Below are 24,260 nucleotides of genomic sequence, written 5' to 3' on the forward strand. Positions count from 1 at the left end.
AGACAAGCGTGTCTAAATTTATGGACAGATACCGCTAACGCCGTTCCGTGGGAGGAGTGGCGGCGTAACTGGCGGGATGAGACGGCGTCGGATCGTCCGATGCCTACACTCCGAAAGCAGCAAGCAGATGACACCCAAATTCCTCCGCCTCGCGGTCGTGCTCGGACTTTTGTCAGCGATCGGCCCCTTCGCGATCGACATGTATCTTCCCGCGCTGCCTTCCATCGGCGCGGATCTGAACGCCGGCACGAGTGCGGTGCAGATGAGCCTGCTGATCTTCTTTCTCTCCATGGGCTTCGGCCAGCTCATCGTCGGCCCGATATCCGACATGGTCGGCCGCAAGCTGCCGCTCTATGGCGGCCTCGTGCTGTTCATAATCGGCGGCGTCGGCTCGGCGCTGGCTCCCAGCATAGAATGGCTGATCGCCTTCCGCTTTGTGCAGGGCCTCGGTGCCAGCGCTGGCATGGCAGTGCCGCGCGCCATCGTGCGCGATCTCTACACCGGCACCGAAGCCGCCAAGCTGATGTCGCTGTTGATGCTGGTGTTTTCGGTGTCGCCGATCCTGGCACCGCTGACCGGCAGCCTCGTCATCGAAAGCCTTGGCTGGCGCGCCGTGTTCTGGACTGTGACAGGGGCCGCGGTGCTGGCGATGGTGCTTCTGGCGACGTCGCTCACGGAGACGCGGCCGGCAGAAGACCGCGCCGGCAGTTCCTTCGGTACGGCGCTATCCGCCTATCGCTTCCTGATGGGTGAGCGCAACTTCCTTGGGCTGACCGCCATTGCCGGTTTCGCGATATCGAGCTTTTTCGTCTATCTGTCGAGCTCGTCCTTCATCCTGATCGACCACTACGGCCTGTCGCCGTCGGTCTACAGCCTGTTTTTCTCCATCAACGCGGTGGCCTTCATCGGCATGTCGCAGCTGACGGGAATGCTGTCGGAGCGGTTCGGGCTGCGGCGCGTGGTGCGTGTCGCGGTGACCGGCTATGCCACGACCATGGTGATACTGCTGGCGATCATGTCGACCGGCGTCGACCGGCTCGATGTGATGGCAGCACTCTTGTTCGTCGGTTATGGCTTCGTCGGGCTTGTCATCCCGAGCACCTCGGTGCTGGCCATGGAAGAGCATGGCACGATCGCCGGCACGGCCTCGGCGCTGATGGGCACGCTTCACTTCGCCATCGGTGCTGCCGCCATGGGCGTGGCCGGCCTGTTCTTCGACGGCACGCCTTTGCCGATGGTTTTCGGCATCGCCATCTGTGCTGTGATAGCGCTCGGCCTGACCCAGTTGACGCTCGGCCGTGGCCGGCAAGCTGCGGAAGCGCCGGCGGAATAGTTCGACCACGCATAAGCAAAGGAAAAGGCCGGGATTGTTCCCGGCCTTTTTTTCGGATCACGGGGCGAGAGCCAGCGCCGCGCCATCGACTTTTGCCGCGATGTGCGGCAAATGCGTTGCCTACAGTCAGCGCCTACCGTCGTGAACTGGCTGCCGGAGCAGGAAAATGCCGTCAACCGAACTGCTGATCGCTTTCTTTGTGACCACCGCGATCTTCGCCTACATACCCGGTCCGGCCATGCTCTATGCCGCGGCGCAGACATTGGCACGCGGGCGATGGGCGGGCCTGATGGCTGCTTTCGGCATCCACCTTGGCGGCTACATCCACGTCATCGCTGCCGCCGCGGGGCTGTCCGTTCTCTTTCACGCCGTCCCGATGCTCTATATGGCAGTCAAATTCGCCGGCGCGGCCTATCTGGTCTGGCTCGGCATATCGCTGTTCCGCTCCAAGGCGCAAGGCGAGGCCGCAATGCCCGGCGTTGAGCCGAAATCCGGCCGGCGCGCCTTTATGGAGAGCATTGCCGTCGAGGTTCTCAATCCCAAGACAGCGCTCTTCTTCCTGGCGTTCCTGCCGCAGTTCATCGATGCTTCAGCCGCATTCCCCATCTGGGTGCAGTTCATTCTTCTCGGCACGATCGTCAATCTGATGTTTTCGTCGGCTGACGTCATGTGCGTGCTTTTGGCGGGCGCGGCGATCACGCGGCTAAGGCGCTCGAGCCGTGCGCAGCGCCTCATGCAGCGCGCCGGTGGTGCATTGCTCGTCGGACTTGGCGCGCATCTCGCCCTGCAAAGAAGCTGAGGCTTTGGGCCTGCGATTGCCTGGCGAGCCGTTGCTGGTCAAAATCCAGCTTCGGCGAGCACGAAGCTTAGCCGCTCCTGAACAGGCGCCGGCGGCACGGTGATCAGTTCGTAGCCATGGTCGGTATAAGTCTCGACCATCGCCTCATAGGTTCGCCGCGCCTCTTTCAGGTCCTGCTTGCGCTCCGCATCCTGATGGAAAATCTCTGCCCAGGGCGGGAGAATGAAGACCTTGCGGTTGTAGCGAAAGACTTCCGCAGCCTTCTCGATATGGGCCGGAACCGGCAGTTCGGTGAGCCGGAGGTAGCCGATGACATCCGGCACACCGCGATCGAAGAAGACCGGGCCGGTTTCCTGCATGGCGATGGCATGCGAGCGCATTTCCCAGGACAGCATCAGTTCGGCGAAAAGGGCGGGATCGTTCCACGGCAGGGCGGAGCCGGAAATCGCCATCTGGTCCTGGATGATTCCGCGTCCGGCCTCGACGGAAGAGGGATAGCCGGCGGTGCGCAGCGCCTCGATGAGCGTCGTCTTGCCGGAGCCGGGTCCGCCGGTGAGGATGAAAAAGCGGTCGCAATCTGTCTGCATGTTGAGAACTCTCATTTGCAAAGGAGAATTGCCCGCGCAGCGTGGCGATGCAAAGCGCGGGAGCGCATGCGACGACCAGCGGGCAGGCGAGGGGATATTTGAAAGGGGGAGAAGTGGAGGCTTCTGTTGCCAGGTGCCTCCGGACCCCGCCTAGAAGTGCGAACCTCTAGGGCTTAATTTGAAGCTATCGCACTGCTTACGCAGCGAGACGTGCTTCCGCATAGTTGTCGTTTGCAACTACAAGTTTAGCCCGATAACGGTGGTACAATGCCGGGCAAAAGTACGATCTTTACACCTTCGTCGATCCTATTTCGCCCCCAGCAAAAACCGCTCCCTTGAAAGCAGCGGCTTTTGGTGGAGGCGCCGGGTACCGCCCCCGGGTCCGAACGGCTTATTGCATCGCCTGTTTATCACCATAGTCAGTCAAGCTGACGGACCGAATATAGGGAGGGATCGCGTCAAAGGGAAGGCCGCATTCGCCGGAATCCACTTACATTCAAAGTGCATGACGAGGGGGCAAAGTGCTTGACAGGACGGCGTGTTGAACCGAAGCTTTTCAACGGTGAGGAAAGTGCCGGAAACGCAAGGTTGTGATTCTGCGACCTCATCGAGCGAAGTCCTGTTGTTCGACGAGGGGAATATTTCATGGCCGATTACCTTGCAGACGTGAAGAAGTATGATGCCGGCGCCGATGCCGCCGTGGTCGAGAAGATCGTGAAGCATCTGGGCATTGCGCTTCGCAACCGCGATTCGTCGCTGGTGTCGTGCACCGACCCCAAGGAACTGGACCGCGTCAAGGCGAACTGGATCGCCAAGAAGCTCGGCATCACCGACGACGCCAAGGCAAGTGCTGCCGTCGAGAAAGTCTGCAAGGCAATGTCCGGCGACAACACCAAGAGCCGGGTGACCTTCTATTATCTGGCCGCCAAGGACCTCGGAAAGCTCGGCTCTCTCTGAGGCCGAAGCTTCTTTCTTCTCCCCGTTCACGGGGAGAAGATGCCGGCAGGCAGATGAGGGGCAGCGCCTAGCTGCGAAGCTTGCGATATCCCATCGAAACAGCTTTGCTTTTCCTTTGAGGGATTTTTGCTGCATAAGCAAAAATGCTTATCGCTTTTGCGTTCTCGCATAACCGGGCTTGCGCTATGATCGGGAAAAGCCCCGAATCGACGCGGAAGCGATGCGCCAGTATCTCGATCTCCTGAAACATGTTCTCGAAACCGGCGTTGACCGTGGCGATCGCACCGGCACCGGCACGCGTTCGGTGTTCGGCTACCAGATGCGGTTCGACCTGGCGAAGGGCTTTCCCGTCACCACGACGAAGAAGCTTCATCTGAAGTCGATCATCCACGAGCTTCTGTGGTTTCTGGCCGGCGACACGAATATCAAGTACCTGAAAGACAACGGCGTCTCGATCTGGGACGAATGGGCCGACGAGAATGGCGATCTCGGCCCGGTCTATGGCGCGCAGTGGCGGTCGTGGCCGGCACCGAATGGCGAGCATATCGACCAGATCGCCAATCTTCTGATCCAGATCCGCAAGAATCCCAATTCACGCCGGCTGATCGTTTCGGCCTGGAACCCGGCCGAAGTGGACGCCATGGCGCTGCCGCCATGCCACTGCCTGTTCCAGTTCTACGTTTCGGACGGCAAGCTCTCCTGCCAGCTCTACCAGCGCTCGGCCGACATTTTTCTCGGCGTTCCGTTCAACATCGCTTCCTATGCGCTGCTGACGCTGATGGTGGCGCAGGTGACCGGGCTGAAGCCCGGCGACTTCGTTCACACGCTGGGCGACGCGCATCTCTATTCCAACCATTTCGAGCAGGCGCGCGAGCAGTTGGCACGCACGCCCAAGGCGCTGCCGACGATGTGGATCAACCCGGATGTGACGGACCTGTTTGCCTTCCGCTTCGAGGACTTCCGGCTGGAGAATTACGTCGCCGACGCGAGCATCCGCGCGCCGATCGCGGTGTGAGCCGAGGGTCGTCGTCGCCTCGGCTGTGAAAGATCATTGTTTCTCTGACAGGAAGGTCGTCACCATCTCGATGGTGGCCTCCGGGTTCTCTTCCATGATCCAATGGCCAGAGTTCGGGATAATGCCCTCGGTGACATCGCTCGCGGCGAAACGCATCACCGTCGCCATCATCGGGCCGAAGGATTTCTCACCACCGACTGCCAGCACGGGCATGGTCAGCTTGCCGCCTTTCTCAAGAAACGCCTTGTCGTCGATGGCGTCCTGATCGAAGGCGGCGAATTGCGAGAAGCCGGCATGCATCGCGCCCGGCAGCGCGTAAAGCTCGGCATAGTGAGCGCGCGACGCTTCGTCGAATTTGGCGGGATCGGCGGAAAATTCGTTCCAGAACCGGTCGAGATAGATGCGCTCGCGCCCGGCGACCAGCCGTTCCATGTCCGGGCCGCCGAAGCGGAAATGCCACAGCAGCGGGTTCTTCAGAACTTCCTCCCACGGGCCGATGCCGGGCAGGGGCGCATCGATCAGCACGAACCGCGTCACCCGCTGCGGGTTCTCGGCAGCGAAGGCGTAACCGACCATATTGCCGATGTCATGCGTGACCACATCGGCCTTGTCGATGTGCAGGGTGTCGAGCACGCCGGCGACGTCGCTGCCTTGCGTCTTCTTGTCATAGCCGCCGGCGGGTTTCGAAGACAGGCCGAGCCCTCTCAAGTCGGGCACGACCACCGTGTGGTCGCGCGCGAGGACGGCAGCCAGCGGCGCCCACATGTCGCCGGTCTCGCCATAGCCATGCAGCAGCACGACCGCAGGGCCGCTTCCGCCGACACGGACATGAATGGTCGTGCCGTTCGTTGCGATCTCTTCGATCTTGAACTCGGCCGGGAAGGGCTGGATCTCCGCTTTGGCCGAACAAGCCAATGCCAGCAAAACAGGAACTGCGAAAATAACACGAAACAATGCCGTCACTCCTTCAAGAACTGAGGTGATTTTTCGGCTAGTGGAAATGCCAGGAATTCTAGGAAATGCTGCTGATCTTCAGTCGGGCGGTCGGTTGGCGAGCCGCGCGAAAATATCAGAGTAGTTCAAGCGCAGACATCCGGCAAGAACCGGTAAATTCAGGAAAGGAAGATTGCAAAATCACGTTGAAAGATGCCGCTTTTATTTTTGCCAAGGCTGCCGGAAATACTTTCAACTGAACTTTGGATGGCGCGAAGCCGCAGGATCGAGCCGGGCTTGCCCGTCGAACGGGAACCGCTTGACGGAAACCGACAAACATGGAATAAAAATTTCAATGATGATCGTGAATGGTATTTACGTTCCGTTTTTTGTATTTCGGAGCGTAAGCTTGCTGCCAGGGAGAAGCATAGGGCGCGACCACCCGATCGTTGACCGCATGATGCCATAGGAGGAACCATGCGGCTCTTTCCATTTCACGGGCTCGGATGATCCGGGTCACTTCAAGATGAGGCGTTATCATGACAGTTCGCTTTGGCCTGCTCGGTGCGGGCCGTATCGGCAAGGTTCACGCCAAGGCCGTGGCTTCCAACCCGCAGGCGCAGCTGGTCGCCGTTGCCGACGCCTTTGAAAAGGCGGCGAAGGAACTCGCCGGCGCCTATGGCTGCGCCATTCGCACGATCGACGAGATCGAGAAATCCAGCGATATCGACGCCGTCATCATCTGCACGCCGACCGACACTCACGCCGACCTGATCGAACGCTTCGCCAAGGCCGGCAAGGCGATCTTCTGCGAAAAGCCCATCGATCTGGACGTCAAGCGCGTCGAAAAATGCCTGGCCGTGGTCGAGAAGACGGGTGCGACCCTAATGGTTGGCTTCAACCGCCGTTTCGATCCGCATTTTGCCGCCGTACGCAAGGCGATCGACGATGGCGCCATCGGCGATGTCGAGATGGTGACGATCACCTCGCGCGATCCCGGCGCGCCGCCGGTCGATTACATCAAGCGCTCCGGCGGCATCTTTCGCGACATGACCATTCATGACTTCGACATGGCGCGCTTTCTGCTCGGCGAGGACCCCGTTTCGGTCAGCGCCCATGCCTCGGTGCTGGTCGACAAGAAGATTGGCGAGGCCGGCGATTTCGACTCGGTCAGCGTCATTCTGGAAACCGCGTCTGGCAAGCAGGCGATAATCTCCAATTCCCGCCGCGCAACCTATGGCTACGACCAGCGCATTGAAGTGCATGGCTCGAAAGGCATGGTCGCTGCAGAAAACCAGCGGCCCGTTTCCATCGAGATCGCCAATGGCAAGGGCTATACGCGCCCGCCGCTGCACGACTTCTTCATGACCCGCTACACCGAAGCCTACGCCAACGAGATCGCAGCCTTCATTGCGGCGATGAGCAAGGGCAAGAAGGCCTCGCCCAGCGGCCGCGACGGGTTGATCGCACTGGCCCTGGCCGATGCGGCGCTGAAGTCCGCCAAGGAAGGCAAGACGATACGCCTGAAAAGCAGGGATTGAAGGGAACCGTCATGACCGACCTGACCATGCGCAATGCCGGCACCAATGCCCTGATCACCGGCGGCGCGCAGGGCGTCGGGCTGGCGGTGGCGCGGCAATTGGTGGACGAGGGATGCAAGGCGCTCGTGCTGCTCGGCCGCTCCGAAGACAAGGGCAGGGTGGCCGTCGCCGAACTGGAAAAGCGCGGTGCGGAAGCGATTTTCGTCAGCGCGGATCTTGCCGACCCAGTGGCCTGCCTGGCCGCCGTCGAGACCGGTGTGAAGCGCTTCGGCAGCCTCAACGCGCTGGTCAACGCGGCGGCATCGGCAGCGCGGGGCTCGCTCACCGAGACATCGCCAGAAATGTTCGACGAGATGTTCGCCATCAACGTGCGCGGCCCGTTCTTCCTGATGCAGGGGCTGGTCAAACATCTTCTCGAAACCGGCCAGCCCGGCTCGATGGTCAACGTCCTGTCCGTCAATGTGCATGGCGGGCAGTCGTTTTTATCTTCCTACTCCGCCAGTAAGGGCGCGCTGGCGACGCTGACCAAGAACGTCGCCAACGCCTATCGCCGCAATCGCATCCGCTGCAACGCGGTACTGCCCGGTTGGATGGACACGCCCGGGGAAGCTGCGACGCAGGCGAAGTTTCACGATGCGGCACCGGACTGGCTGGCCAAGGCCGAAGCCTCGGCCCCGATGGGCCAGCTCGTCAAAACGCATGAGATGGCCGGCCTGATCACCTATATGCTGTCGCCTCAGTCCGGCGTCATGACCGGCGCTCTGGTCGACTACGACCAGAATGTACCGGGCATTATCGGCGAGTAATCATCGTGCGTGACAAATCCCGCGGCTTCGGCTATGAGACGCGCATGATCCACCTGACCGCCTCGTTTTGGTACTTTAGCTACTGCAGCTCGCTGGCGGCGGGAGGATTGCGCTCGATCTAAGATTGCAGCACCAAAATCCGAACAGCCGCCAGACCTGGCGGCTTTTTTGTTTTTGCCGGCAGGTCTCCCCAATCAGGAGCAGAAAGCCGTGTTGACCACCACAGACGACCTTCGGGTCAAGGAAATCAAGGAACTGAGCACACCAGACGAGGTGATGCAGGAGATACCGCGCACGCTGACGGCGACGAAGACCGTCACCGCGTCGCGCAACGCCATTCACGCCGCGCTGACGGGCACTGACGATCGGCTCGTGGTCGTCGTTGGCCCGTGCTCGATCCACGACCCGGTTGCCGCGGTCGATTATGCCAGTCGCCTAGTGGAGCTGCGCGAGGAATTGTCCGACCGGCTCGAGATCGTCATGCGCGTCTATTTCGAGAAGCCGCGCACCACGGTCGGCTGGAAGGGCCTGATCAACGACCCAGACCTCGACGGCAGTTTCAAGATCGACAAGGGGCTGAGGCTGGCGCGCAATGTGCTGGCTGCGGTCAACAATCTCGGCCTTCCGGCGGCGACCGAATTCCTCGACATGACGACGCCGCAATACATCGCCGACCTCGTTTCCTGGGGCGCGATCGGCGCGCGCACGACCGAGAGCCAGATCCATCGCGAACTGGCGTCCGGGCTTTCCTGCCCCGTCGGCTTCAAGAACGGCACCGACGGCAATCTGCGGATCGCCGCCGAAGCGGTGAAGTCGGCGGCCCAGCCGCATCATTTCATGGCGGTGACCAAGGGCGGGCGCAGCGCGATTGCCGCGACCACCGGCAACGAGGACTGCCATGTCATCCTGCGCGGCGGGCTCGCGCCCAACTACGATGCGGCCAGCGTCGAGGCAGCCAGCGTGGAAATCTCGCGCATCGGCGTTGCGCCGAAGCTGATGATCGATGTCAGCCACGCCAACAGCGGCAAGAAGCCGGAAAACCAGCCGAAGGTCGCAGCCGACGTAGCGGCCCAGGTCGCTGCCGGCGACGAGCGCATAATCGGGCTGATGATCGAGAGCAATCTGGTCGCCGGCCGCCAGGATGTCGTGCCGGGCAAGCCGCTCGTCTACGGGCAGAGCATCACCGATGGCTGCATCGACTGGGAGACGACGGAAACGGTTTTGCGCGGTTTGGCGGACGCCGTCGAGCAGCGTCGGCAAGTGCGGGGCGATATGGTTGCGCAGCGGGCGGGAGCGGCTTGATTGGGGCCGTGACAGCAGGTCGATTGCATATGAAAGCACCCCCACCCCTAACCCCTCCCCACAAGGGGGAGGGGAACCTGCTGGCATATTCTCAATGTGCTGATCATTGATGGATTCGTGCGGCATGGCGCGCGCAAAATCTCCCTCCCCCTTGTGGGGAGGGGTTAGGGGTGGGGGTGCTTCACATGTGATCGCCCCGTCCCTGTCGCGGCATGCTCTACCGCACCGCCACCCAGCGCCCGTCCTCGAACGACCGCGCCATCGCGTGCACAGTGCGTTCGATCTCCAGCCCCTCATCGAACTCGATCACATTGGCCGGCTTGCCGCCAATGCGGGCAATAAGCTCGTGGCACTCGATGGTTTTCAGATCGTTGAACCCCAGCCCATGGCCGGGGGCGGGCACGAAGCGGTCGTAGGGTGAGTGAACGGGCGCCGCGAGGATGGTGCGGTAGCCCTGCTCGGTCGGGCGATCCGACGTGACATAGAGCTGGAATTCGTTGAAGCGCTCCTGGTCGAACAGGATCGAGCCTTTCGAACCGAAAATCTGTACGGCGATGCGGCCCTTGCGGCCCCAGGCTGAACGGTTGACCAGCAAGGTGCCCGACACGCCATTTTCGAGATGCATCAAGGCGCTGGCGATGTCGTAGGTCTCGACCGCACGCCGGCCGCCGCCTTCGACGCGCCGGTCGGCATAGGGTTTTGCCATGTCGCACATGACCCGGCTGACGCGCCCGAACAGGGTCTGGACCAGCGACAGCGGATGGACGGCGAAATCGTCCAGCGCGCCATAGCCGGAGGTGGCGTTGTGCTTCCAGCCGAAGGCGGTGTCCGCGTCGGCCATGAAATCCTCGTCCATCTCGATGCGCAGATGGTTGACGTCGCCGATGGCGTTTTCAGAGAGCAGCGTCCGGATCTGGCGGATGGCCGGGCTCTGGATGTAGTTGTAGCCGAGCACCGCGATCTTGCCCGATTTGCGCGCGGCGGCACGCATGGCTTCGGCTTCCGCAAAGGATGGCGCCATCGGCTTTTCGCACCACAGGTGCTTGCCGGCTTCGAGTGCAGCAATCGCCATTTCGGGGTGGAACTGGTTGGGCGTGGTCAGCGAAACGACCTCCACTTCCGGGTCCGCGATGACGGCGCGCCAGTCGCCCGAGCCCTTTTCGAAGCCGAATTCATCGGCGCGGCGTGTGGCGAGTTCGGCTGTGGCCTCGCCGAGATGGACGAGCCGCACCGGTGCGACATCGCCGAACACAGTGCGCACCGAGTTCCAGGCGATCGCGTGGCATTTGCCCATGAAGCCCGTTCCGATAAGACCGACGCCTGTCATGATCGCGCTCCCTCCCTTTGGATTTATGGCGTATGGATTAATCTAAATTTTCCTTCAGTGGAATGGATGATCCATTTTTTATGACTTTCTTCGTCGGCTCCATTATGCTCTTGCGAGAGGGACGGGGACCAAGCAGTGTGAAACGCATGAACATCGAACCAGACCTGCCGCGCGACTATGAAACATTGAGGGCAAAAATCCTCGAGCAGCGGCAATCGCTGCCCAAGCGCATCGCGCAGGTCGCCGCCTATTCGCTCGACAATCCCGACGAGATCGCCTTCGGCACTGCGGCCAGCATCGCCGCTTCCGCCGGCGTGCAGCCCTCGACGCTGATCCGTTTTTCCCAGCATCTCGGCTTCGACGGTTTCACCAGCCTTCAATCGGTGTTCCGCGAGCGGCTGCGCGAGCGCACGACGTCTTATGAAGACCGGCTTACGACGCTGCGCGGGTCTGCACCGGAGGGGGGTCGGAACCGGGCTATTTTCGATGGTTTCGTTGCTGCGGCGAGCAATTCCCTCGACCAGATATCGCGCTCGATCGACGATGGCGTGCTCGAGCGGGCTGTGGCCATTCTTGCGGGTGCGGAGACGATCTACCTGCTCGCCCGCCGTCGCTCCTATCCGATCGCCAGCTACATGGCCTATGCCTTCGGCAAGCTGAAAATCCGCAGCCAGCTCATCGAATCGGCTGCCGGGCTCGATCCCGAAATCATATCCTTTGCCGGCCCGAAGGACGCCGTTCTGGCCGTCAGTTTTTCGCCCTATGCGTCTGCGACCGTCGATCAGGCCAGGCTGCTTTTCGAACAGGGCGTGCCGGTGGTGGCCATCACCGACAGTGCGTTCTCGCCTTTGGCGCAGTCGGCGGCGGAATGGTTCGAGGTCGCCGAATCGGATTGCGCCGGCTTCCGCTCGATGTCGGCGACGATGGCGTTGGCCATGACGCTGACGGTGGCGGTGGCCGAAAAGCGCCGCGACTGACGGAATACGGTCGTTCCAAGAGAAGAATATACATTCCATATTGACTATAGCGTGGAATTAATATTTCGTATTTTTGCCGGCACCGTTGACCAGAATATGCCGAGCGGCAAGCCTCGGGAGGAAGCCATGGCACGACCTCATGGCGCCGAAAAAGCGCAACTCGACGTCATCACCATCGGCCGGGCATCGGTTGATCTCTATGGCCAGCAGATCGGTTCGCGGCTGGAGGATATCGCCTCCTTCGCCAAGTCGGTCGGCGGCTGTCCAACCAACATCGCCGTCGGCACGGCGCGGCTGGGTCTGAAATCGGCGCTCGTCACCCGCGTCGGCGACGAGCAGATGGGCCGCTTCATCCGCGAGCAGTTGAAGCGCGAGGGCGTCGCCACCGACGGCATTGCCATCGATCCAGAGCGGCTGACGGCGCTGGTGCTGCTGGCGGTGGAGGAGGAGGGCGTTTCGCCGATGATCTTCTATCGCTCCGACTGCGCCGACATGGCGCTGTCGGAAGAAAACATCGATGAAGCCTTCATCGCTTCGGCCCGCGCCATCGTGGTCACCGGCACGCATTTTTCGCGCGAAAACAGCGCCGCCGCGCAGCGCAAGGCGATCCGTATTGCCAAGCAGAATGGCGGCAAGGTCGCGTTCGACATCGACTATCGCCCCAACCTCTGGGGCCTTGCCGGTCACGCCGAGGGCTTTGGCCGATACGTGAAATCCGACCGCGTCTCGGCGCAGTTGAAGGCCGTGCTGCCCGATTGCGACCTGATTGTCGGCACCGAGGAAGAAATCATGATCGCGTCCGGCGCCGAAGACGTGCTCGGCGCGCTGAAGGCGATCCGGGCGGTCTCGAAAGCCACGATTGTGCTGAAGCGCGGTGCCATGGGCTGCATCGTCTATGACGGCAAGATCAGCGACGATCTTGAAGACGGCATCGTCGGCAAGGGTTTTCCCATCGAGGTCTATAATGTGCTCGGCGCAGGCGATGCCTTCATGTCCGGCCTGCTGCGCGGCTGGCTCGGGGCTGAGGATTGGCAGACCACTGCCACCTGGGCCAATGCCTGCGGTGCCTTCGCCGTCTCGCGCCTGCTCTGCGCGCCGGAATATCCGACCTGGGAGGAGCTGCAATTCTTCCTGAAAAACGGCAGCAAGCAGCATGCACTGCGCAAGGACGAGGCGATCAACCACATCCATTGGGCAACCAACCGCCGGCGCGAAATCCCATCGCTGATGGCGCTGGCGATCGACCATCGCGCGCAGCTCGAGGATGTTGCGGCAAGACTTGGTGTCGATGCGGCGCGGATCGGCGATTTCAAGGTGCTGGCGGTGAAGGCGGCGGCGAGAGTGGCCGCCGGCCGCGAAGGCTACGGCATGCTGCTGGACGAAAAGCATGGCCGCGACGCCATGTTCGAATTCGCCCGACATCCGTTCGCCTGGCTCGGCCGGCCGGTTGAGCTTCCCGGCTCGCGGCCGCTGCGCTTCGAGTTCTCGCAGGACATTGGTTCGCAGCTGGTCGACTGGCCGGTCGACCACTGCATCAAATGCCTGAGTTTTTACCATCCCGACGATCCCGTAGTCCTGAAGGAAGAACAGCAGCAGAAATTGCGCGCTTTGTTCGAAGCATCACGCCGGGTCGGGCGCGAGCTTCTGGTCGAGATCATCGCCGGCAAGCATGGCACGCTCGACGACGAGACGATCCCGCGCGCCTTGCAGGAACTTTACCATCTCGGCATCAAGCCGGACTGGTGGAAGCTGGAGCCGCAGGCATCGCCCGACGCGTGGCGCAAGGTCGAGGCGGTGATTTCGAAGAACGATCCGTGGTGCCGCGGCGTCGTGCTGCTCGGGCTGGAAGCGCCACAGGCGGAACTGGAAGCAGCCTTTGCCGCGACTGCCGACGCCCCGGTGGTGAAGGGCTTTGCCGTCGGCCGCACCATATTCGTCGATGCTGCCGAAAAATGGCTGGCGGGCAAAATCTCGGACGAGGAAGCGATCGCCGACATGGCGTCGCGCTTCGAAAGGCTCACCGAAGCCTGGCTTGCCGCGCGCGGCCGGAAAGCCGCATAAAGGGCTGGGAGGAATAAGCGATGACAAAGACAATCCGCCTGACCATGGCGCAGGCGCTGACGCGCTTCCTCGCCCGCCAGATGACCGAGATCGACGGCGAGAAGCTGCCGCTGTTCGGCGGCGTCTGGGCGATTTTCGGCCATGGCAATGTCGCCGGCATGGGCGAGGCGCTCTACCAAGTCCGCGAGGATTTGCCGACCTTCCGCGCCCATAACGAGCAGGCGATGGCACATGCGGCAATCGCCTATGGCAAGGCGCATTTCCGCCGCCGCATCATGGCCGCGACCACGTCGATCGGCCCCGGCGCGACCAATCTGGTGACGGCCTGCGCGCTCGCCCATGTCAACCGGCTGCCGCTGCTGCTCTTGCCGGGCGATGTCTTCGCCAACCGCATTCCCGACCCGGTGCTGCAACAGGTCGAGAGTTTTGGCGACGGCACCGTTTCGGCCAATGACTGCTTCCGCCCGGTGTCGCGCTATTTCGACCGCATCACCCGTCCCGAGCAGATCATCCCGGCGCTGGCGCGCGCCATGCAGGTGCTGACCGATCCGGCGGAATGCGGGCCGGTGACGCTGGCGCTGTGCCAGGACGTGCAGGCCGAAGCCTATGATTATCCCGAGAGTTTTTTCGAGGAGCGGCTGTGGTTGCCGCGCCGGCCGCGCCCGGATCGTACCGAACTGGCGGCGGCGGTGGCAGCACTTAAGGACGCCCAGAAGCCGCTGATTATCGCCGGCGGCGGCGTGCTCTATTCGCAGGCTTCCGGCGATCTTGCGCGGCTGGTGGAGGCGACGGGCATTCCCGTCTGCGAGACGCAGGGCGGCAAATCCTCGCTGCCGGATGATCATCCACTCAACATGGCGGCAGTCGGCGTCACCGGCACGTCGGCGGCGAACCGGCTGGCGGAAGAGGCCGATGTGATCCTCGCCGTGGGCACGCGGCTGCAGGATTTTACTACCGGCTCGTGGGCGCTGTTCCGTAATTCGGGAAAGACCTTTGTCGGGCTGAATGTGCAAGCGTTCGATGCAGGAAAACATCGCGCGCTGCCGCTGGTAGCAGACGCCGCAGAAGGGCTGGCGGAACTCGCAGCAGGGCTGAAAGGCTACAAGGCGCCGGCAGGCTGGACGCAAAACGCCAGGGCCGGTAAGGCCGAATGGCAGGCCGCTGCCGCCAAGGTCACGGCGTCGACCAATGCGGCGCTGCCATCGGATGCGCAGGTTATCGGCGCGGTGCAGCGGGCTATGGGTTCGGGCGTCACGGTGCTTCATGCGGCGGGCGGATTGCCCGGTGAGTTACACAAGCTGTGGCAGGCCGGCGCGCCGGGTTCTTATCACGCCGAATACGGCTATTCCTGCATGGGCTACGAGATTGCCGGCGGGCTCGGCGTCAAGATGGCCAAGCCCGACGAGGAAGTCGTCGTCATGGTCGGCGACGGTTCCTACCTGATGCTGAATTCGGAGATTGCGACCTCGGTGATGCTCGGGCTGCGGCTGACCATCGTGCTTCTCGACAATCGCGGCTATGGCTGCATCAACCGGCTGCAGATGGGCACCGGCGGGGCCAACTTCAACAATCTGCTGAAGGACTCGCGCCACCAGACCTTGCCCGACATCGACTTCGCCGCCCACGCCGCGAGCCTCGGCGCGATCGCTGAAAAGGTATCGTCGGTGGCAGAGCTGGAGACAGCGCTTGGCAAAGCCAAGCAGAACCCGCGCACGACGGTGGTGGTCATCGAAACCGACCCGCTGATTTCGACCGATGCCGGCGGGCATTGGTGGGATGTGGCGGTGCCGGAGGTGAGTGCGCGAAAGGAGGTTGTCGCCAAGCGCAAGGCTTATGAGGAAGCGGTGAAGCTGCAGCGTGTGGGGGATTGAGGTTGGCGCTGCCCCTCATCCTCCTGCCGGCACCTTCTCCCCGTATAGAGACGGGGAGAAGAAGGCTGGCCGCAACGTCTCCGCTTCCTTCTTCTCCCCGTTCACGGGGAGAAGGTCCCGGCAGGGGGATGAGGGGCAGCGCCGACGCCCAAGAATTTAAAAAAGCGATCTGAAACCGGAGCAACGACTTGAAAGCCAAACTGGGCATGTCCCCCATCGCATGGTGGAACGACGATCTTGTGGAACTCAGCGACGATGTCTCGCTGGAGGAATGTCTTCGCCAGTCGCGCTCGGCGGGTTTCACCGGCATGGAGAAGGGCCGGCGCTTTCCCGATGATCCGGAAATCATGCTGCCGATCCTGAAGAAGGCCGACGTCACCCTTTGCGGCGGCTGGTTTTCGGGCACGCTGGTCGATGAGGACCTGTCGGCCAACAAGGATCGCATCCAGCCGATGATCGACCTGTTCAAGGCGGTCAATGCACCGTGCATCGTCTATGGCGAGGTCGGCCGCTCGATCCAGGGCGACCGCTCGAAGCCGCTGGCGACGAAGGCGGTTCTCTCCGACGACGAGATGAAGGCCTATGCGCGTAAGGTCACCGAATTCGGCGAATGGTGCGCCGGACAGGGCATGCCGCTCTCCTATCATCATCATATGGCTGCGGTCGTGCAGTTCGAACATGAGCTCAATGCCTTCATGAACCATTCCGGCGAGGGCATTCCGCTGCTGCTCGATGCCGGGCACCTCGCCTTTGCCGGCGGTGACGTGCTGCGCGCCATCGACAATCACCACAAGCGCATCAGCCATGTGCATGTGAAGGATATCCGTCGTGGCGTGATCGACGGTCTGGACTGGAAGAAGCAGTCGTTCCTCGACGCGGTGGCGCTGGGTGCTTTCACGGTGCCGGGAGACGGCTCGCTGGATTTCGGCGCCATCGTCCAGCGCTTCGCGGATCATGGCTATGAGGGCTGGTTCGTGGTCGAGGCCGAGCAGGACCCGAAGAAGAACCCGCCGCTGAAAATGGCTCAGGTCGGCCACAAGGAGTTGATGCGGGTGATGACGGCCGCCGGCTATACGGTCGAGACGCAGGGCTTCCCCAATGTTTGATCGTGCTGGCACATCCCTGCCGGATTGTGCCAAGCTTGGGCGCAAGAGCTGACCTGATTTCCGATTGGAGCCGTTTCATTTGACCAAGGATTCCGAACATCCCTTCTTCCGCCCGCTGTGGCGGCGCATCGCGCTGGTGGCATTCTGCCTTGTCTGGGCAGGCATCGAGTTCGCGATGGATTCGCCGACATGGGGAATGATCATGCTGGGATTTTCCGCCTATGCGGCGTGGCAGTATCTCTTCAGCTATGCGCCGCCGCCCGTGGATGCCGACAAGAAGGAGTAAGGCCATGTCGAAACTGTTGGTGAAGGCCAAGGACGGCGGCGGCCGCGTCGCCAATGTCACGCCGCAGAGCGCCGGCTGGACCTATGTCGGTTTCGACCTCCATCGTCTGACGCCCGGCGAAACGGTGGCGGAAAGCAGCGGCTCGCGTGAAATTTGCCTTGTCTTCGTCACCGGCAAGGGCAGGGTCCATGCCGGCGGGCAGGATCTCGGCGTTCTCGGCGAGCGCATGTCGCCCTTCGAGGGCAAGCCATGGTCCGTCTATGTGCCGCAGGACACCGAATGGTCGGTGGAAGCCGGTACCGATCTGGAACTGGCAGTCTGTTCCGCACCCAGCCTCGGCGGCGGGCTGCCAGTGCGGGTGATCGCGCCGAAGGATCTTCACGAGGAACTGCGCGGCAAGGGCACCAACACGCGCTACGTCACCAACATATTGCCGGAAGGCGAGCCGGCGGATTCGCTGCTGGTGGTCGAGGTGATAACGCCGGGCGGTCACACCTCGAGCTACCCGCCGCACAAGCACGACCAGGACAATCTGCCGGCAGAATCCTACCTCGAAGAAACCTACTACCACCGCCTCAACCCGCCGCAGGGCTTTGCCTTCCAGCGCGTCTATACCGACGACCGTTCGCTGGATGAAACCATGGCAGTGGAAGACGGCGACGTGGTAATGGTGCCCAAGGGGTATCACCCCTGCGCTGCCTGCCATGGCTACGATCTCTGGTATCTCAACGTCATGGCCGGGCCGAAGCGGACGTGGAAGTTCCACAATGCTGCAGAGCATGAGTGGCTGCTGAAGGCGTGATTACCTGCCCCTTGATAGGATGATCCGCTTGGTGGATCGAGTGGAAGCCGGGTGTTCTACCCCCACCCCTAACCCCTCCCCACAAGGGGGAGGGGGACGATTTCGTCGCCTTTGCCACCAAGAACATGGAAGATTGGGGAGGGCGTCCGCGCAGCAAGTTCCCCTCCCCCTTGTGGGGAGGGGTTAGGGGTGGGGGTCCCACCATGCCGAATTTGCTTTGATCACGCATCTCCTGGCAGGTTAGATGCCCATGCCTGACTGACTCGGCGTAAAAATCATGCCGATCAGCGCAACGCCGGGGGATTTTTCATGCTTCGCCACGTCCTGCTCGCCAGCCTCGTCACCGCGTCCGCGCCGGCGCTTGCCAACGATTCCATTGCCGAACTCGGCACCGGCGGGCTGATCCTGTCGCGCACCGACGCGATCATCATGGAAAAGGAAGACCTCTTCATCTCGCAGGAGAAGGTCACGGTCGATTACGTCTTCCGCAACCAGTCGGAGAAGGATGTCGACACCATCGTCGCCTTTCCGATGCCGGATATTGCCGGCAGTCCTTATGAGATGCCGGCGATCCCAAAAGATCAGGACGACAATTTCCTCGGCTTCGAGGTTTCCGTCGACGGGCAGGCGATCAAGCCGGAACTGGAGCACAAGGCGGTCGCCGTCGGCATAGACGTATCCGACGATCTGAAGGCGCAGAACGTGCCGTTCTATCCCTTTGGTCAGGCGGCAGTGAAGGCGCTGGAGGCGCTGCCGCAGGATGTCGCCGACGACTGGCTCGATCGCGGCATCATCGTCATTGACGAATTTGACGACGGCTCGGGCATGAAGAGCGTGCGCACGCCTTACTGGCAATTGCGCTCGACCTATTGGTGGCGCGCGAAATTTCCGGCGGGTAAGTCGGTGAAGGTTGCGCATAGTTACCAACCCAGTGTCGGCGGCTCGGTGGGGCTCGGCTTCTTCAATGACGGCAAGTTCCAGGGCGACGACTACGCCGACTACAAGCAGCGCTACTGCATGGACGACGCCTTCGAGCGGGCAGTGGCGAAAAATGCAAAGGAAAATGCCGACGGCTACCCTTCGCTCAGCGAAAACCGCATCGCCTATATCCTCAAGACCGGCGGCAACTGGGCAACCGGCACCATCGGTAAGTTCACGCTGACCATCGACAAGGGCGATGCGAAGAACCTCATCTCGTTCTGCGGCAACGGCGTCGAGAAAATCGGCCCGACGACCTTCCGCATAACGGCAGAGGATTTTTATCCCGAGCGCGATCTCGACATATTGATCCTTAGCCCAGGCCAGGCTGCAGAAGACGGCGACAGCTCCGCGCCGGCGCAGGGCGGGAGCGGCAACTGATGCATATCGCGATCTATGTCGCCATTGCTGAAAACGGCGTGATCGGCCGCGAAGGCGGGTTGCCGTGGCGGCTTTCGAACGATCTCAAGCGCTTCAAGGCCGGGACGATGGGCAAGCCGATCGTCATGGGGCGCAAGACGTGGGAGAGTTTTCCCAAGCGCCCTTTGCCGGGACGTCTGAACATCGTGGTGACGCGCGACCGCAGCTTTCAGGCCGAGGGCGCCGAGGTCGTCGGCTCGCTCGAGGACGCGATCACGCTTGCCACCGTGCGCGGACGCTGCATGGAGGGCGCGGACGAAATCTGCATCATCGGCGGCGGCGAGATCTACCGGCAGGCCTTGCCGATGGCGGACCGGCTTCATGTGACGCATGTGCTGGGCGAAATCGACGGCGACACGCGTTTTCCGGCGATTGACCCTCAGATTTGGCGTATTGTCCGCGCCGAGGAGCTGCCAGCCGGCGAAAAGGACAGCCATGCGACACGCTATACGGTTTACGAACGCCGCCCGGACGTGCATTGAAGGCGTGCTTGGGGAACGTGTCGCATCTGAAAAGGCGCGTCGCGTATGGCGGTTGCGTTGAAAGCGCGTGATGGCGTCCCTATAGAAGGAAGATAAGGAATTTGGGCCTGTCGCAGCAGGCGCGGAAGTTTTTGAGGCGAAAGGACATTCATGCCCTGGAACAATCAGAGTGGAGGAGGCGGCGGCGGTGGCCCATGGGGCGGCGGCGGCGGCAATAGCGGCGGACCATGGGGGCAGGGCCCTCGTCCGAGCGGACCGCAGGGTTCGCCCCCGGATCTTGAAGACATCATCCGTCGCGGCCAGGACAGGCTGAAGAACGTTCTTCCCGGCGGCGGCGCCGGCAATCCGGCCCTTTTCGGCCTCATCGCCATCGCGCTTCTGGTGTTCTGGGCCTTCCAGGCCGTCTACACCGTGCAGCCGGACGAAGTGGCGGTCGAACTGCGCTTCGGCAAGCCGAAGGACCAGCTCTCGGAGCCGGGCTTGCATTTCCATTGGTGGCCGATCGAAACGGTTGAGAAGGCCAACACGGCTGAAAAGCTGATCAATATCGGCGGCGGCTCGGACCGCTCGACCTCGGGCCTGATGCTGTCGGGCGACCAGAACATTGTCAACGTGCAGTTCTCGGTGGCCTATCAGGTCAACAATCCGCGCGATTATCTCTTCAACGTTTCCAACCCGGACGACATGCTGCGGCAGGTCGCCGAAAGCGCCATGCGCGAGGCCGTCGGCCGCCGCCCGGCGCAGGACATTTTCCGCGACGATCGCCAGGGCATTGCCGATGCCGTGCGCGGCATCATCCAGACCTCGCTCGAGGAATATGGCTCGGGCCTCGCGGTCAACGCCATCTCGATCGAGGACGCTTCGCCGCCGCGTGAAGTGGCCGACGCCTTCAGCGAAGTGCAGCGCGCCGAGCAGGACGAGGATCGTTTCGTCGAGGAATCCAACCAGTACTCCAACCAGAAGCTCGGTCAGGCTCGCGGTGAGGCGGCTCAGGTTCGCGAAGAAGCGGCCGCCTACAAGAACCGCGTCGTCCAGGAAGCCGAAGGTGAGGCGCAGCGCTTCATCTCGGTCTACGACGAATACGCCAAGGCACCCGACGTGACGCGCCAGCGCCTGTTCATCGAAACGATGGAAAAGGTGCTCAAGGGCTCCAACAAGGTCATCGTCGAGCAGGGTAACGGGCAGGGCGTCGTGCCCTATCTGCCGCTGCCCGAACTCCAGAAGCGCGCAACCACTGCCGCTCCCGCCGAAGGAGGCAACTGATGAGCAACCGACTTCCAATCATCGGCCTCATCGCCGTCGTCCTTCTCTTCATCCTCTACTCGTCGGTGTTCGTGGTGAACGCCAAGCAGCAGGCGATCATCCTGCGCTTCGGTGAAATCGTCGACGTGAAGACGCAGCCCGGCATCTACTTCAAGGCGCCGTTCGGTATCTTCGAAGCCGACAATGTCCAGATGGTCGAAAACCGCGTGCTGCGCTTCGACCTCGACGACATCCGCGTCCAGGTTTCGGGCGGTAAGTTCTACGATGTCGATGCCTTCATGGCCTATCGCATCTCGGACCCGCGCCGTTTCCGTCAGGCTGTTTCGGGTAACATTTCGCTGGCTGAAGCCCGCCTCAAGACGCGTTTCGACGCGGCCTTGCGCCGGGTCTACGGTCTGCGTGGCTTCGAATCGGCGCTGTCGGAGGAACGTGCCTCGATGATGCGTGAGGTTCGCGACCAGCTCCGTCCCGACGCAACCTCGCTCGGGCTGGAGATCGAGGATGTCCGCATCCGCCGCACCGACCTGACGCAGGACGTTTCGGCGCAGACATTCGAGCGCATGAAGGCCGAGCGTCTGGCCGAGGCCGAAAGGCTCAGGGCACGCGGTCGTGAAGCCGCACAGCGCATCCGCGCCCGTGCCGACCGCGAGGTCATCGAGACGGTTGCCGAGGCGCGCAAGGAATCGGAAATCCTGCGCGGTGAGGGCGAAGCCGCCCGTAACGCCGCCTTCGCCGGCGCGTTCCAGCGCGATCCCGAGTTCTTCGAGTTCTACCGCTCGATGAGCGCCTACAGCTCGGCGCTGGATAATTCCGGCACGACGATGGTGCTGTCGCCGGATTCGGAGTTCTTCCGCTTCTTCCGCAATCCGAACGGCACGGCATCGGGCGCAGCCCCTGCCGCCCCGGCTGCGGGTGCAGCACAGCCAGCCACCGGCCAGTAATCGCCGGTGTCCGACTTTATCGCCGCCGTGGGTCTGGTCCTCGTCATCGAGGGCCTGATCTACGGCGGCTTTCCATCTCTCGCCAAGAAACTGGCTTCCGAAGTGCTTCTTGTGCCTGAAAACGCCCTGCGCGTTGCCGGGCTCGCGGCGATCGCCATTGGCGTCGGCGTAGTGTGGATCGCGCGCGGATAAATCACACAAGATTGTCGGCCATCCCGCCCCGGGCAGTATGCAAGGCCGCAAACACGCCGTATTTTACCTGCCACATGGTAACGCGCCCCAAGGGCTGCCACGCTATTTCTTTATCTGAACCGGAGGCCACCTGCTTATGACGTTCACACTCGTACCGCCTGCGGTAAGAAGAACCTTCGTGGCCGCGACCATGGCGCTGCTGGCCGGCGCGGTCGCTGTGCCCTATGTCGCTGCTCCGGCGCTGGCGCAGGACAAGCCGAAGATCGCACCGCAAGCCCAGGTGCCGGCCCAGCCGCCGAGACTCGCGCCGCAAGGTCCGGCCTCGGTTGCCGATCTGGCCGAGGGGTTGCTCGGCGCGGTCGTCAACATCTCGACATCGCAGACGGTGAAGGGTGGCGAAGGCCCCGGTGCCGTGCCGATGCCGCAGCTGCCGGAAGGCTCGCCATTCCAGGATTTCTTCGACGATTTCTTCAAGAACCGCCAGGGCAACAAGGATGGTGAAGGCGGCGGCGGTGGTGGTGGCGGCGGATCGCAGAAGGTCCAGTCGCTCGGTTCAGGCTTCGTCGTCGATGCCGAAAAGGGCATCATCGTCACCAACAACCACGTCATCGCGGATGCCGACGAGATCGAGGTGAACTTCTCCGACGGCTCCAAGCTCAAGGCCACGCTCAAGGGCACCGACACCAAGACCGACATCGCCGTGCTTCAGGTCGATCCCAAGGGCAAGAAGCTGACGGCGGTCAATTTCGGCGATTCCAACAAGATGCGAATCGGCGACTGGGTCATGGCCGTCGGCAACCCGTTCGGTCTGGGCGGTACCGTCACCGTCGGCATCATCTCGGCGCGCAACCGCGACATCAATTCCGGCCCCTACGACGACTTCATCCAGACGGACGCGGCGATCAACCGGGGCAACTCCGGCGGCCCGCTGTTCAACATGGAAGGCGAAGTCGTCGGCATCAACACCGCCATCATCTCGCCTTCGGGCGGCTCGATCGGCATCGGCTTCTCGATTCCGTCCGAGCTTGCAGCCGGTGTCGTTGCCCAGCTTTCCGAGTTCGGCGAGACGCGTCGCGGCTGGCTCGGCGTTCGCATTCAGCCGGTCACCGACGAGATCGCCGAAAGCCTCGGCATGAAGGGCGCCAAGGGCGCGCTCGTCGCCGGCGTCATCAAGGGTGGGCCGGTCGACAACGGCACGATCCAGCCTGGCGATGTGATCACCAAGTTCGATGGCAAGGACGTCCATGAAATGCGCGACCTGCCGCGTGTCGTGGCCGAAAGCCCGGTCGGCAAGGCCGTGGACGTGCTGATCGTGCGCAAGGGCGTCGAGCAGACCGTCAAGGTCACGCTCGGCCGCCTGGAAGATGGCGAAAAGCTCAGCCAGGACGAAGAGGACAAGCCGGCACAAGGGGAAGGCGACAGCGGCGCGGTCGCGACTGCTTCCGTTCTCGGCATGACCATCGGCGAGCTGAACGACGAGGCGCGCAAGAAGTTCGAGATCGGCGCCGAGGTTTCGGGCGTCGTCGTCACCGAGGTCGCGCCGAACTCGGCTGCTTCCGAGCGCGGCATCCTCGCCGGCGAAGTGATCACCGAGATCGCCCAGGAATCGGTCTCGTCGCCCAAGGACGTGATGGACCGTATCGGCGCGCTGAAGGAACAGGGCCGCAAGAATGCCCTGCTGATGCTGGCGTCCAAGAGCGGCGAACTGCGCTTCGTGACCGTGCGGATGGATTGAGTCCGGAAACGGACGCAAGTGTTTGATTTTTAAGGAAGGGCGGTCGAGTGACCGCCCTTTTTTGTTGGGCTGGGTATCTGCTCGCGAATGACAACGCGGTTCCAACATCAACCTTGGCGTTTAGCTTTGACACGATGAAGTCGTCATCCCGGAAACCGGAGCGAAGCGGAGGTTATCCGGGACCCATTGGCCTGATCGTCGTCAAGCACGGCCCGGTCCTGATATTGACGCGCGTTCAGCACCGCTGAAGCTCTTTTGCATTCCGGCATGGATCCCGGGTCTCCGCTTCGCTCCGCCCGGGATGACGAAGAGAGGGGGTGTCGCAGCCAATCGCAAACGTTGTTGACCGCCGCACAGCAGGCGCGGCTACCGCGCCGGAGACGTAACTGCCGCGCGACAGCGTTGACGATTAGCGAAGACCTAACATGCAGTTCGTCATCCCGGGCGCAGCATGAGCGAAGCGCATGCGGGGGTCGCTCTTGCGACGGATCCATGCCGGACCATCGATGAAGGCCGCAGCGGTGCAGAACTGCCGAACTCGAAGCT

General features: G+C 62.3%; 23 protein-coding genes and 1 other RNA gene. 20 read left to right on the forward strand and 4 right to left on the reverse strand.

The genetic code is table 11. The features are described 5' to 3' along the window. Nucleotides 1–127 precede the first annotated feature (127 nt). Nucleotides 128–1,333 (forward strand): multidrug effflux MFS transporter, encoded by a 1,206-nt coding sequence (locus DZG07_RS10305; RefSeq protein WP_091914773.1) that lies wholly within the window; start codon nucleotides 128–130, stop codon nucleotides 1,331–1,333. Between the two features lie 166 nt (nucleotides 1,334–1,499). Continuing rightward, nucleotides 1,500–2,132, forward strand: a complete 633-nt coding sequence (locus DZG07_RS10310) for a LysE family translocator (protein ID WP_119816673.1) — start codon at nucleotides 1,500–1,502, stop codon at nucleotides 2,130–2,132. Between the two features lie 38 nt (nucleotides 2,133–2,170). Here the strand turns inward: DZG07_RS10310 and DZG07_RS10315 are convergent, their stop codons facing one another. Then, nucleotides 2,171–2,719, reverse strand: a complete 549-nt coding sequence (locus DZG07_RS10315; protein WP_119816676.1) for an AAA family ATPase — start codon at nucleotides 2,717–2,719, stop codon at nucleotides 2,171–2,173. 112 nt (nucleotides 2,720–2,831) lie between these two features. After that, nucleotides 2,832–3,191, reverse strand: a transfer-messenger RNA (tmRNA) gene (gene ssrA / locus DZG07_RS10320). A 173-nt stretch (nucleotides 3,192–3,364) separates the two neighbouring features. Between ssrA and DZG07_RS10325 the strand changes: the two genes are divergently transcribed. Further along, entirely contained in the window at nucleotides 3,365–3,676 is a 312-nt protein-coding gene (locus DZG07_RS10325) for a DUF2853 family protein (RefSeq protein WP_091914779.1), read from the forward strand. Nucleotides 3,677–3,896: 220 nt separating this feature from the next. Next, the gene (locus DZG07_RS10330) at nucleotides 3,897–4,691 is read left to right on the forward strand and encodes a thymidylate synthase (protein WP_091914781.1); all 795 of its coding nucleotides are present in this window, start codon (nucleotides 3,897–3,899) and stop codon (nucleotides 4,689–4,691) included. Nucleotides 4,692–4,724: 33 nt separating this feature from the next. Here DZG07_RS10330 and DZG07_RS10335 read toward each other — a convergent pair whose 3' ends face one another. Further along, nucleotides 4,725–5,645 carry an alpha/beta hydrolase gene (locus DZG07_RS10335; protein WP_119816679.1) on the reverse strand — a complete coding sequence of 307 codons (921 nt, stop codon included), beginning with the start codon at nucleotides 5,643–5,645 and terminating at the stop codon, nucleotides 4,725–4,727. A gap of 65 nt (nucleotides 5,646–5,710) precedes the next feature. Here DZG07_RS10335 and DZG07_RS23835 point away from each other — a divergent pair, with 65 nt between their 5' ends. From DZG07_RS23835 to DZG07_RS10350, 4 genes are all read left to right on the forward strand, one after another. After that, entirely contained in the window at nucleotides 5,711–5,884 is a 174-nt protein-coding gene (locus DZG07_RS23835; RefSeq protein WP_162931595.1) for a hypothetical protein, read from the forward strand. A gap of 279 nt (nucleotides 5,885–6,163) precedes the next feature. Beyond that, nucleotides 6,164–7,165: an inositol 2-dehydrogenase gene (gene iolG, locus DZG07_RS10340; protein ID WP_119816681.1), complete on the forward strand. Its 1,002-nt coding sequence runs from the start codon at nucleotides 6,164–6,166 to the stop codon at nucleotides 7,163–7,165. Between the two features lie 11 nt (nucleotides 7,166–7,176). Beyond that, nucleotides 7,177–7,971, forward strand: a complete 795-nt coding sequence (locus DZG07_RS10345; RefSeq protein WP_119816684.1) for an SDR family oxidoreductase — start codon at nucleotides 7,177–7,179, stop codon at nucleotides 7,969–7,971. Between the two features lie 210 nt (nucleotides 7,972–8,181). After that, nucleotides 8,182–9,273 (forward strand): 3-deoxy-7-phosphoheptulonate synthase, encoded by a 1,092-nt coding sequence (locus DZG07_RS10350; RefSeq protein ID WP_119821592.1) that lies wholly within the window; start codon nucleotides 8,182–8,184, stop codon nucleotides 9,271–9,273. 217 nt (nucleotides 9,274–9,490) lie between these two features. Here DZG07_RS10350 and DZG07_RS10355 read toward each other — a convergent pair whose 3' ends face one another. Continuing rightward, entirely contained in the window at nucleotides 9,491–10,600 is a 1,110-nt protein-coding gene (locus tag DZG07_RS10355; RefSeq protein WP_119816687.1) for a Gfo/Idh/MocA family oxidoreductase, read from the reverse strand. A gap of 146 nt (nucleotides 10,601–10,746) precedes the next feature. Between DZG07_RS10355 and DZG07_RS10360 the strand changes: the two genes are divergently transcribed. The 12 genes from DZG07_RS10360 to DZG07_RS10415 all read left to right on the forward strand — a co-directional run bounded on the left by DZG07_RS10360 (nucleotide 10,747) and on the right by DZG07_RS10415 (nucleotide 23,714). After that, on the forward strand, nucleotides 10,747–11,577 hold the full coding sequence (locus DZG07_RS10360) for a MurR/RpiR family transcriptional regulator (protein ID WP_119816690.1): 831 nt from the start codon (nucleotides 10,747–10,749) through the stop codon (nucleotides 11,575–11,577). A gap of 126 nt (nucleotides 11,578–11,703) precedes the next feature. Continuing rightward, nucleotides 11,704–13,638, forward strand: a complete 1,935-nt coding sequence (gene iolC / locus DZG07_RS10365; RefSeq protein WP_119821594.1) for a 5-dehydro-2-deoxygluconokinase — start codon at nucleotides 11,704–11,706, stop codon at nucleotides 13,636–13,638. A gap of 20 nt (nucleotides 13,639–13,658) precedes the next feature. Beyond that, entirely contained in the window at nucleotides 13,659–15,509 is a 1,851-nt protein-coding gene (gene iolD, locus DZG07_RS10370; RefSeq protein WP_119816693.1) for a 3D-(3,5/4)-trihydroxycyclohexane-1,2-dione acylhydrolase (decyclizing), read from the forward strand. Nucleotides 15,510–15,697: 188 nt separating this feature from the next. Then, nucleotides 15,698–16,615, forward strand: a complete 918-nt coding sequence (iolE, locus tag DZG07_RS10375) for a myo-inosose-2 dehydratase (RefSeq protein ID WP_119816696.1) — start codon at nucleotides 15,698–15,700, stop codon at nucleotides 16,613–16,615. Between the two features lie 79 nt (nucleotides 16,616–16,694). Then, nucleotides 16,695–16,901, forward strand: a complete 207-nt coding sequence (locus DZG07_RS10380; protein ID WP_119821595.1) for a DUF3329 domain-containing protein — start codon at nucleotides 16,695–16,697, stop codon at nucleotides 16,899–16,901. A 4-nt stretch (nucleotides 16,902–16,905) separates the two neighbouring features. Continuing rightward, complete coding sequence (gene iolB / locus DZG07_RS10385; RefSeq protein WP_119816699.1) at nucleotides 16,906–17,703, forward strand: 5-deoxy-glucuronate isomerase; 798 nt, start codon at nucleotides 16,906–16,908, stop codon at nucleotides 17,701–17,703. Between the two features lie 309 nt (nucleotides 17,704–18,012). Further along, on the forward strand, nucleotides 18,013–19,062 hold the full coding sequence (locus DZG07_RS10390) for a DUF4424 domain-containing protein (RefSeq protein ID WP_119816701.1): 1,050 nt from the start codon (nucleotides 18,013–18,015) through the stop codon (nucleotides 19,060–19,062). Then, nucleotides 19,062–19,583 (forward strand): dihydrofolate reductase, encoded by a 522-nt coding sequence (locus DZG07_RS10395; protein WP_119816704.1) that lies wholly within the window; start codon nucleotides 19,062–19,064, stop codon nucleotides 19,581–19,583. Before DZG07_RS10390 ends, DZG07_RS10395 begins: the two co-directional genes overlap by 1 nt. A 150-nt stretch (nucleotides 19,584–19,733) precedes the next feature. Beyond that, the gene (hflK, locus tag DZG07_RS10400; protein WP_091914811.1) at nucleotides 19,734–20,846 is read left to right on the forward strand and encodes an FtsH protease activity modulator HflK; all 1,113 of its coding nucleotides are present in this window, start codon (nucleotides 19,734–19,736) and stop codon (nucleotides 20,844–20,846) included. Continuing rightward, nucleotides 20,846–21,787 carry a protease modulator HflC gene (locus DZG07_RS10405; RefSeq protein ID WP_091914813.1) on the forward strand — a complete coding sequence of 314 codons (942 nt, stop codon included), beginning with the start codon at nucleotides 20,846–20,848 and terminating at the stop codon, nucleotides 21,785–21,787. Before hflK ends, DZG07_RS10405 begins: the two co-directional genes overlap by 1 nt. 6 nt (nucleotides 21,788–21,793) lie before the next feature. Beyond that, complete coding sequence (locus DZG07_RS10410; RefSeq protein ID WP_119816707.1) at nucleotides 21,794–21,979, forward strand: DUF2065 family protein; 186 nt, start codon at nucleotides 21,794–21,796, stop codon at nucleotides 21,977–21,979. Between the two features lie 136 nt (nucleotides 21,980–22,115). Continuing rightward, nucleotides 22,116–23,714: a DegQ family serine endoprotease gene (locus DZG07_RS10415; protein WP_119816709.1), complete on the forward strand. Its 1,599-nt coding sequence runs from the start codon at nucleotides 22,116–22,118 to the stop codon at nucleotides 23,712–23,714. The last annotated feature ends 546 nt before the right edge of the window (nucleotides 23,715–24,260 follow it).

It is taken from the genome of Mesorhizobium sp. DCY119 (assembly GCF_003590645.1).
Taxonomy (GTDB): Bacteria; Pseudomonadota; Alphaproteobacteria; order Rhizobiales; family Rhizobiaceae; genus Mesorhizobium_M.

Bases quoted from the DNA above. Each gene is read 5' to 3' on its own strand.
- DZG07_RS10325 (WP_091914779.1), top strand. From the start codon at position 3,365: ATGGCCGATTACCTTGCAGACGTGAAGAAGTATGATGCCGGCGCCGAT.
- hflK (WP_091914811.1), top strand. From the start codon at position 19,734: ATGCCCTGGAACAATCAGAGTGGAGGAGGCGGCGGCGGTGGCCCATGG.
- DZG07_RS10415 (WP_119816709.1), top strand. From the start codon at position 22,116: ATGACGTTCACACTCGTACCGCCTGCGGTAAGAAGAACCTTCGTGGCC.
- DZG07_RS10405 (WP_091914813.1), top strand. From the start codon at position 20,846: ATGAGCAACCGACTTCCAATCATCGGCCTCATCGCCGTCGTCCTTCTC.
- DZG07_RS23835 (WP_162931595.1), top strand. From the start codon at position 5,711: ATGCTGCTGATCTTCAGTCGGGCGGTCGGTTGGCGAGCCGCGCGAAAA.
- DZG07_RS10345 (WP_119816684.1), top strand. From the start codon at position 7,177: ATGACCGACCTGACCATGCGCAATGCCGGCACCAATGCCCTGATCACC.
- DZG07_RS10360 (WP_119816690.1), top strand. From the start codon at position 10,747: ATGAACATCGAACCAGACCTGCCGCGCGACTATGAAACATTGAGGGCA.
- iolG (WP_119816681.1), top strand. From the start codon at position 6,164: ATGACAGTTCGCTTTGGCCTGCTCGGTGCGGGCCGTATCGGCAAGGTT.
- DZG07_RS10390 (WP_119816701.1), top strand. From the start codon at position 18,013: ATGCTTCGCCACGTCCTGCTCGCCAGCCTCGTCACCGCGTCCGCGCCG.
- DZG07_RS10330 (WP_091914781.1), top strand. From the start codon at position 3,897: ATGCGCCAGTATCTCGATCTCCTGAAACATGTTCTCGAAACCGGCGTT.
- iolB (WP_119816699.1), top strand. From the start codon at position 16,906: ATGTCGAAACTGTTGGTGAAGGCCAAGGACGGCGGCGGCCGCGTCGCC.
- DZG07_RS10355 (WP_119816687.1), bottom strand. From the start codon at position 10,600: ATGACAGGCGTCGGTCTTATCGGAACGGGCTTCATGGGCAAATGCCAC.
- DZG07_RS10310 (WP_119816673.1), top strand. From the start codon at position 1,500: ATGCCGTCAACCGAACTGCTGATCGCTTTCTTTGTGACCACCGCGATC.
- DZG07_RS10395 (WP_119816704.1), top strand. From the start codon at position 19,062: ATGCATATCGCGATCTATGTCGCCATTGCTGAAAACGGCGTGATCGGC.
- iolC (WP_119821594.1), top strand. From the start codon at position 11,704: ATGGCACGACCTCATGGCGCCGAAAAAGCGCAACTCGACGTCATCACC.
- DZG07_RS10305 (WP_091914773.1), top strand. From the start codon at position 128: ATGACACCCAAATTCCTCCGCCTCGCGGTCGTGCTCGGACTTTTGTCA.
- DZG07_RS10315 (WP_119816676.1), bottom strand. From the start codon at position 2,719: ATGCAGACAGATTGCGACCGCTTTTTCATCCTCACCGGCGGACCCGGC.
- iolD (WP_119816693.1), top strand. From the start codon at position 13,659: ATGACAAAGACAATCCGCCTGACCATGGCGCAGGCGCTGACGCGCTTC.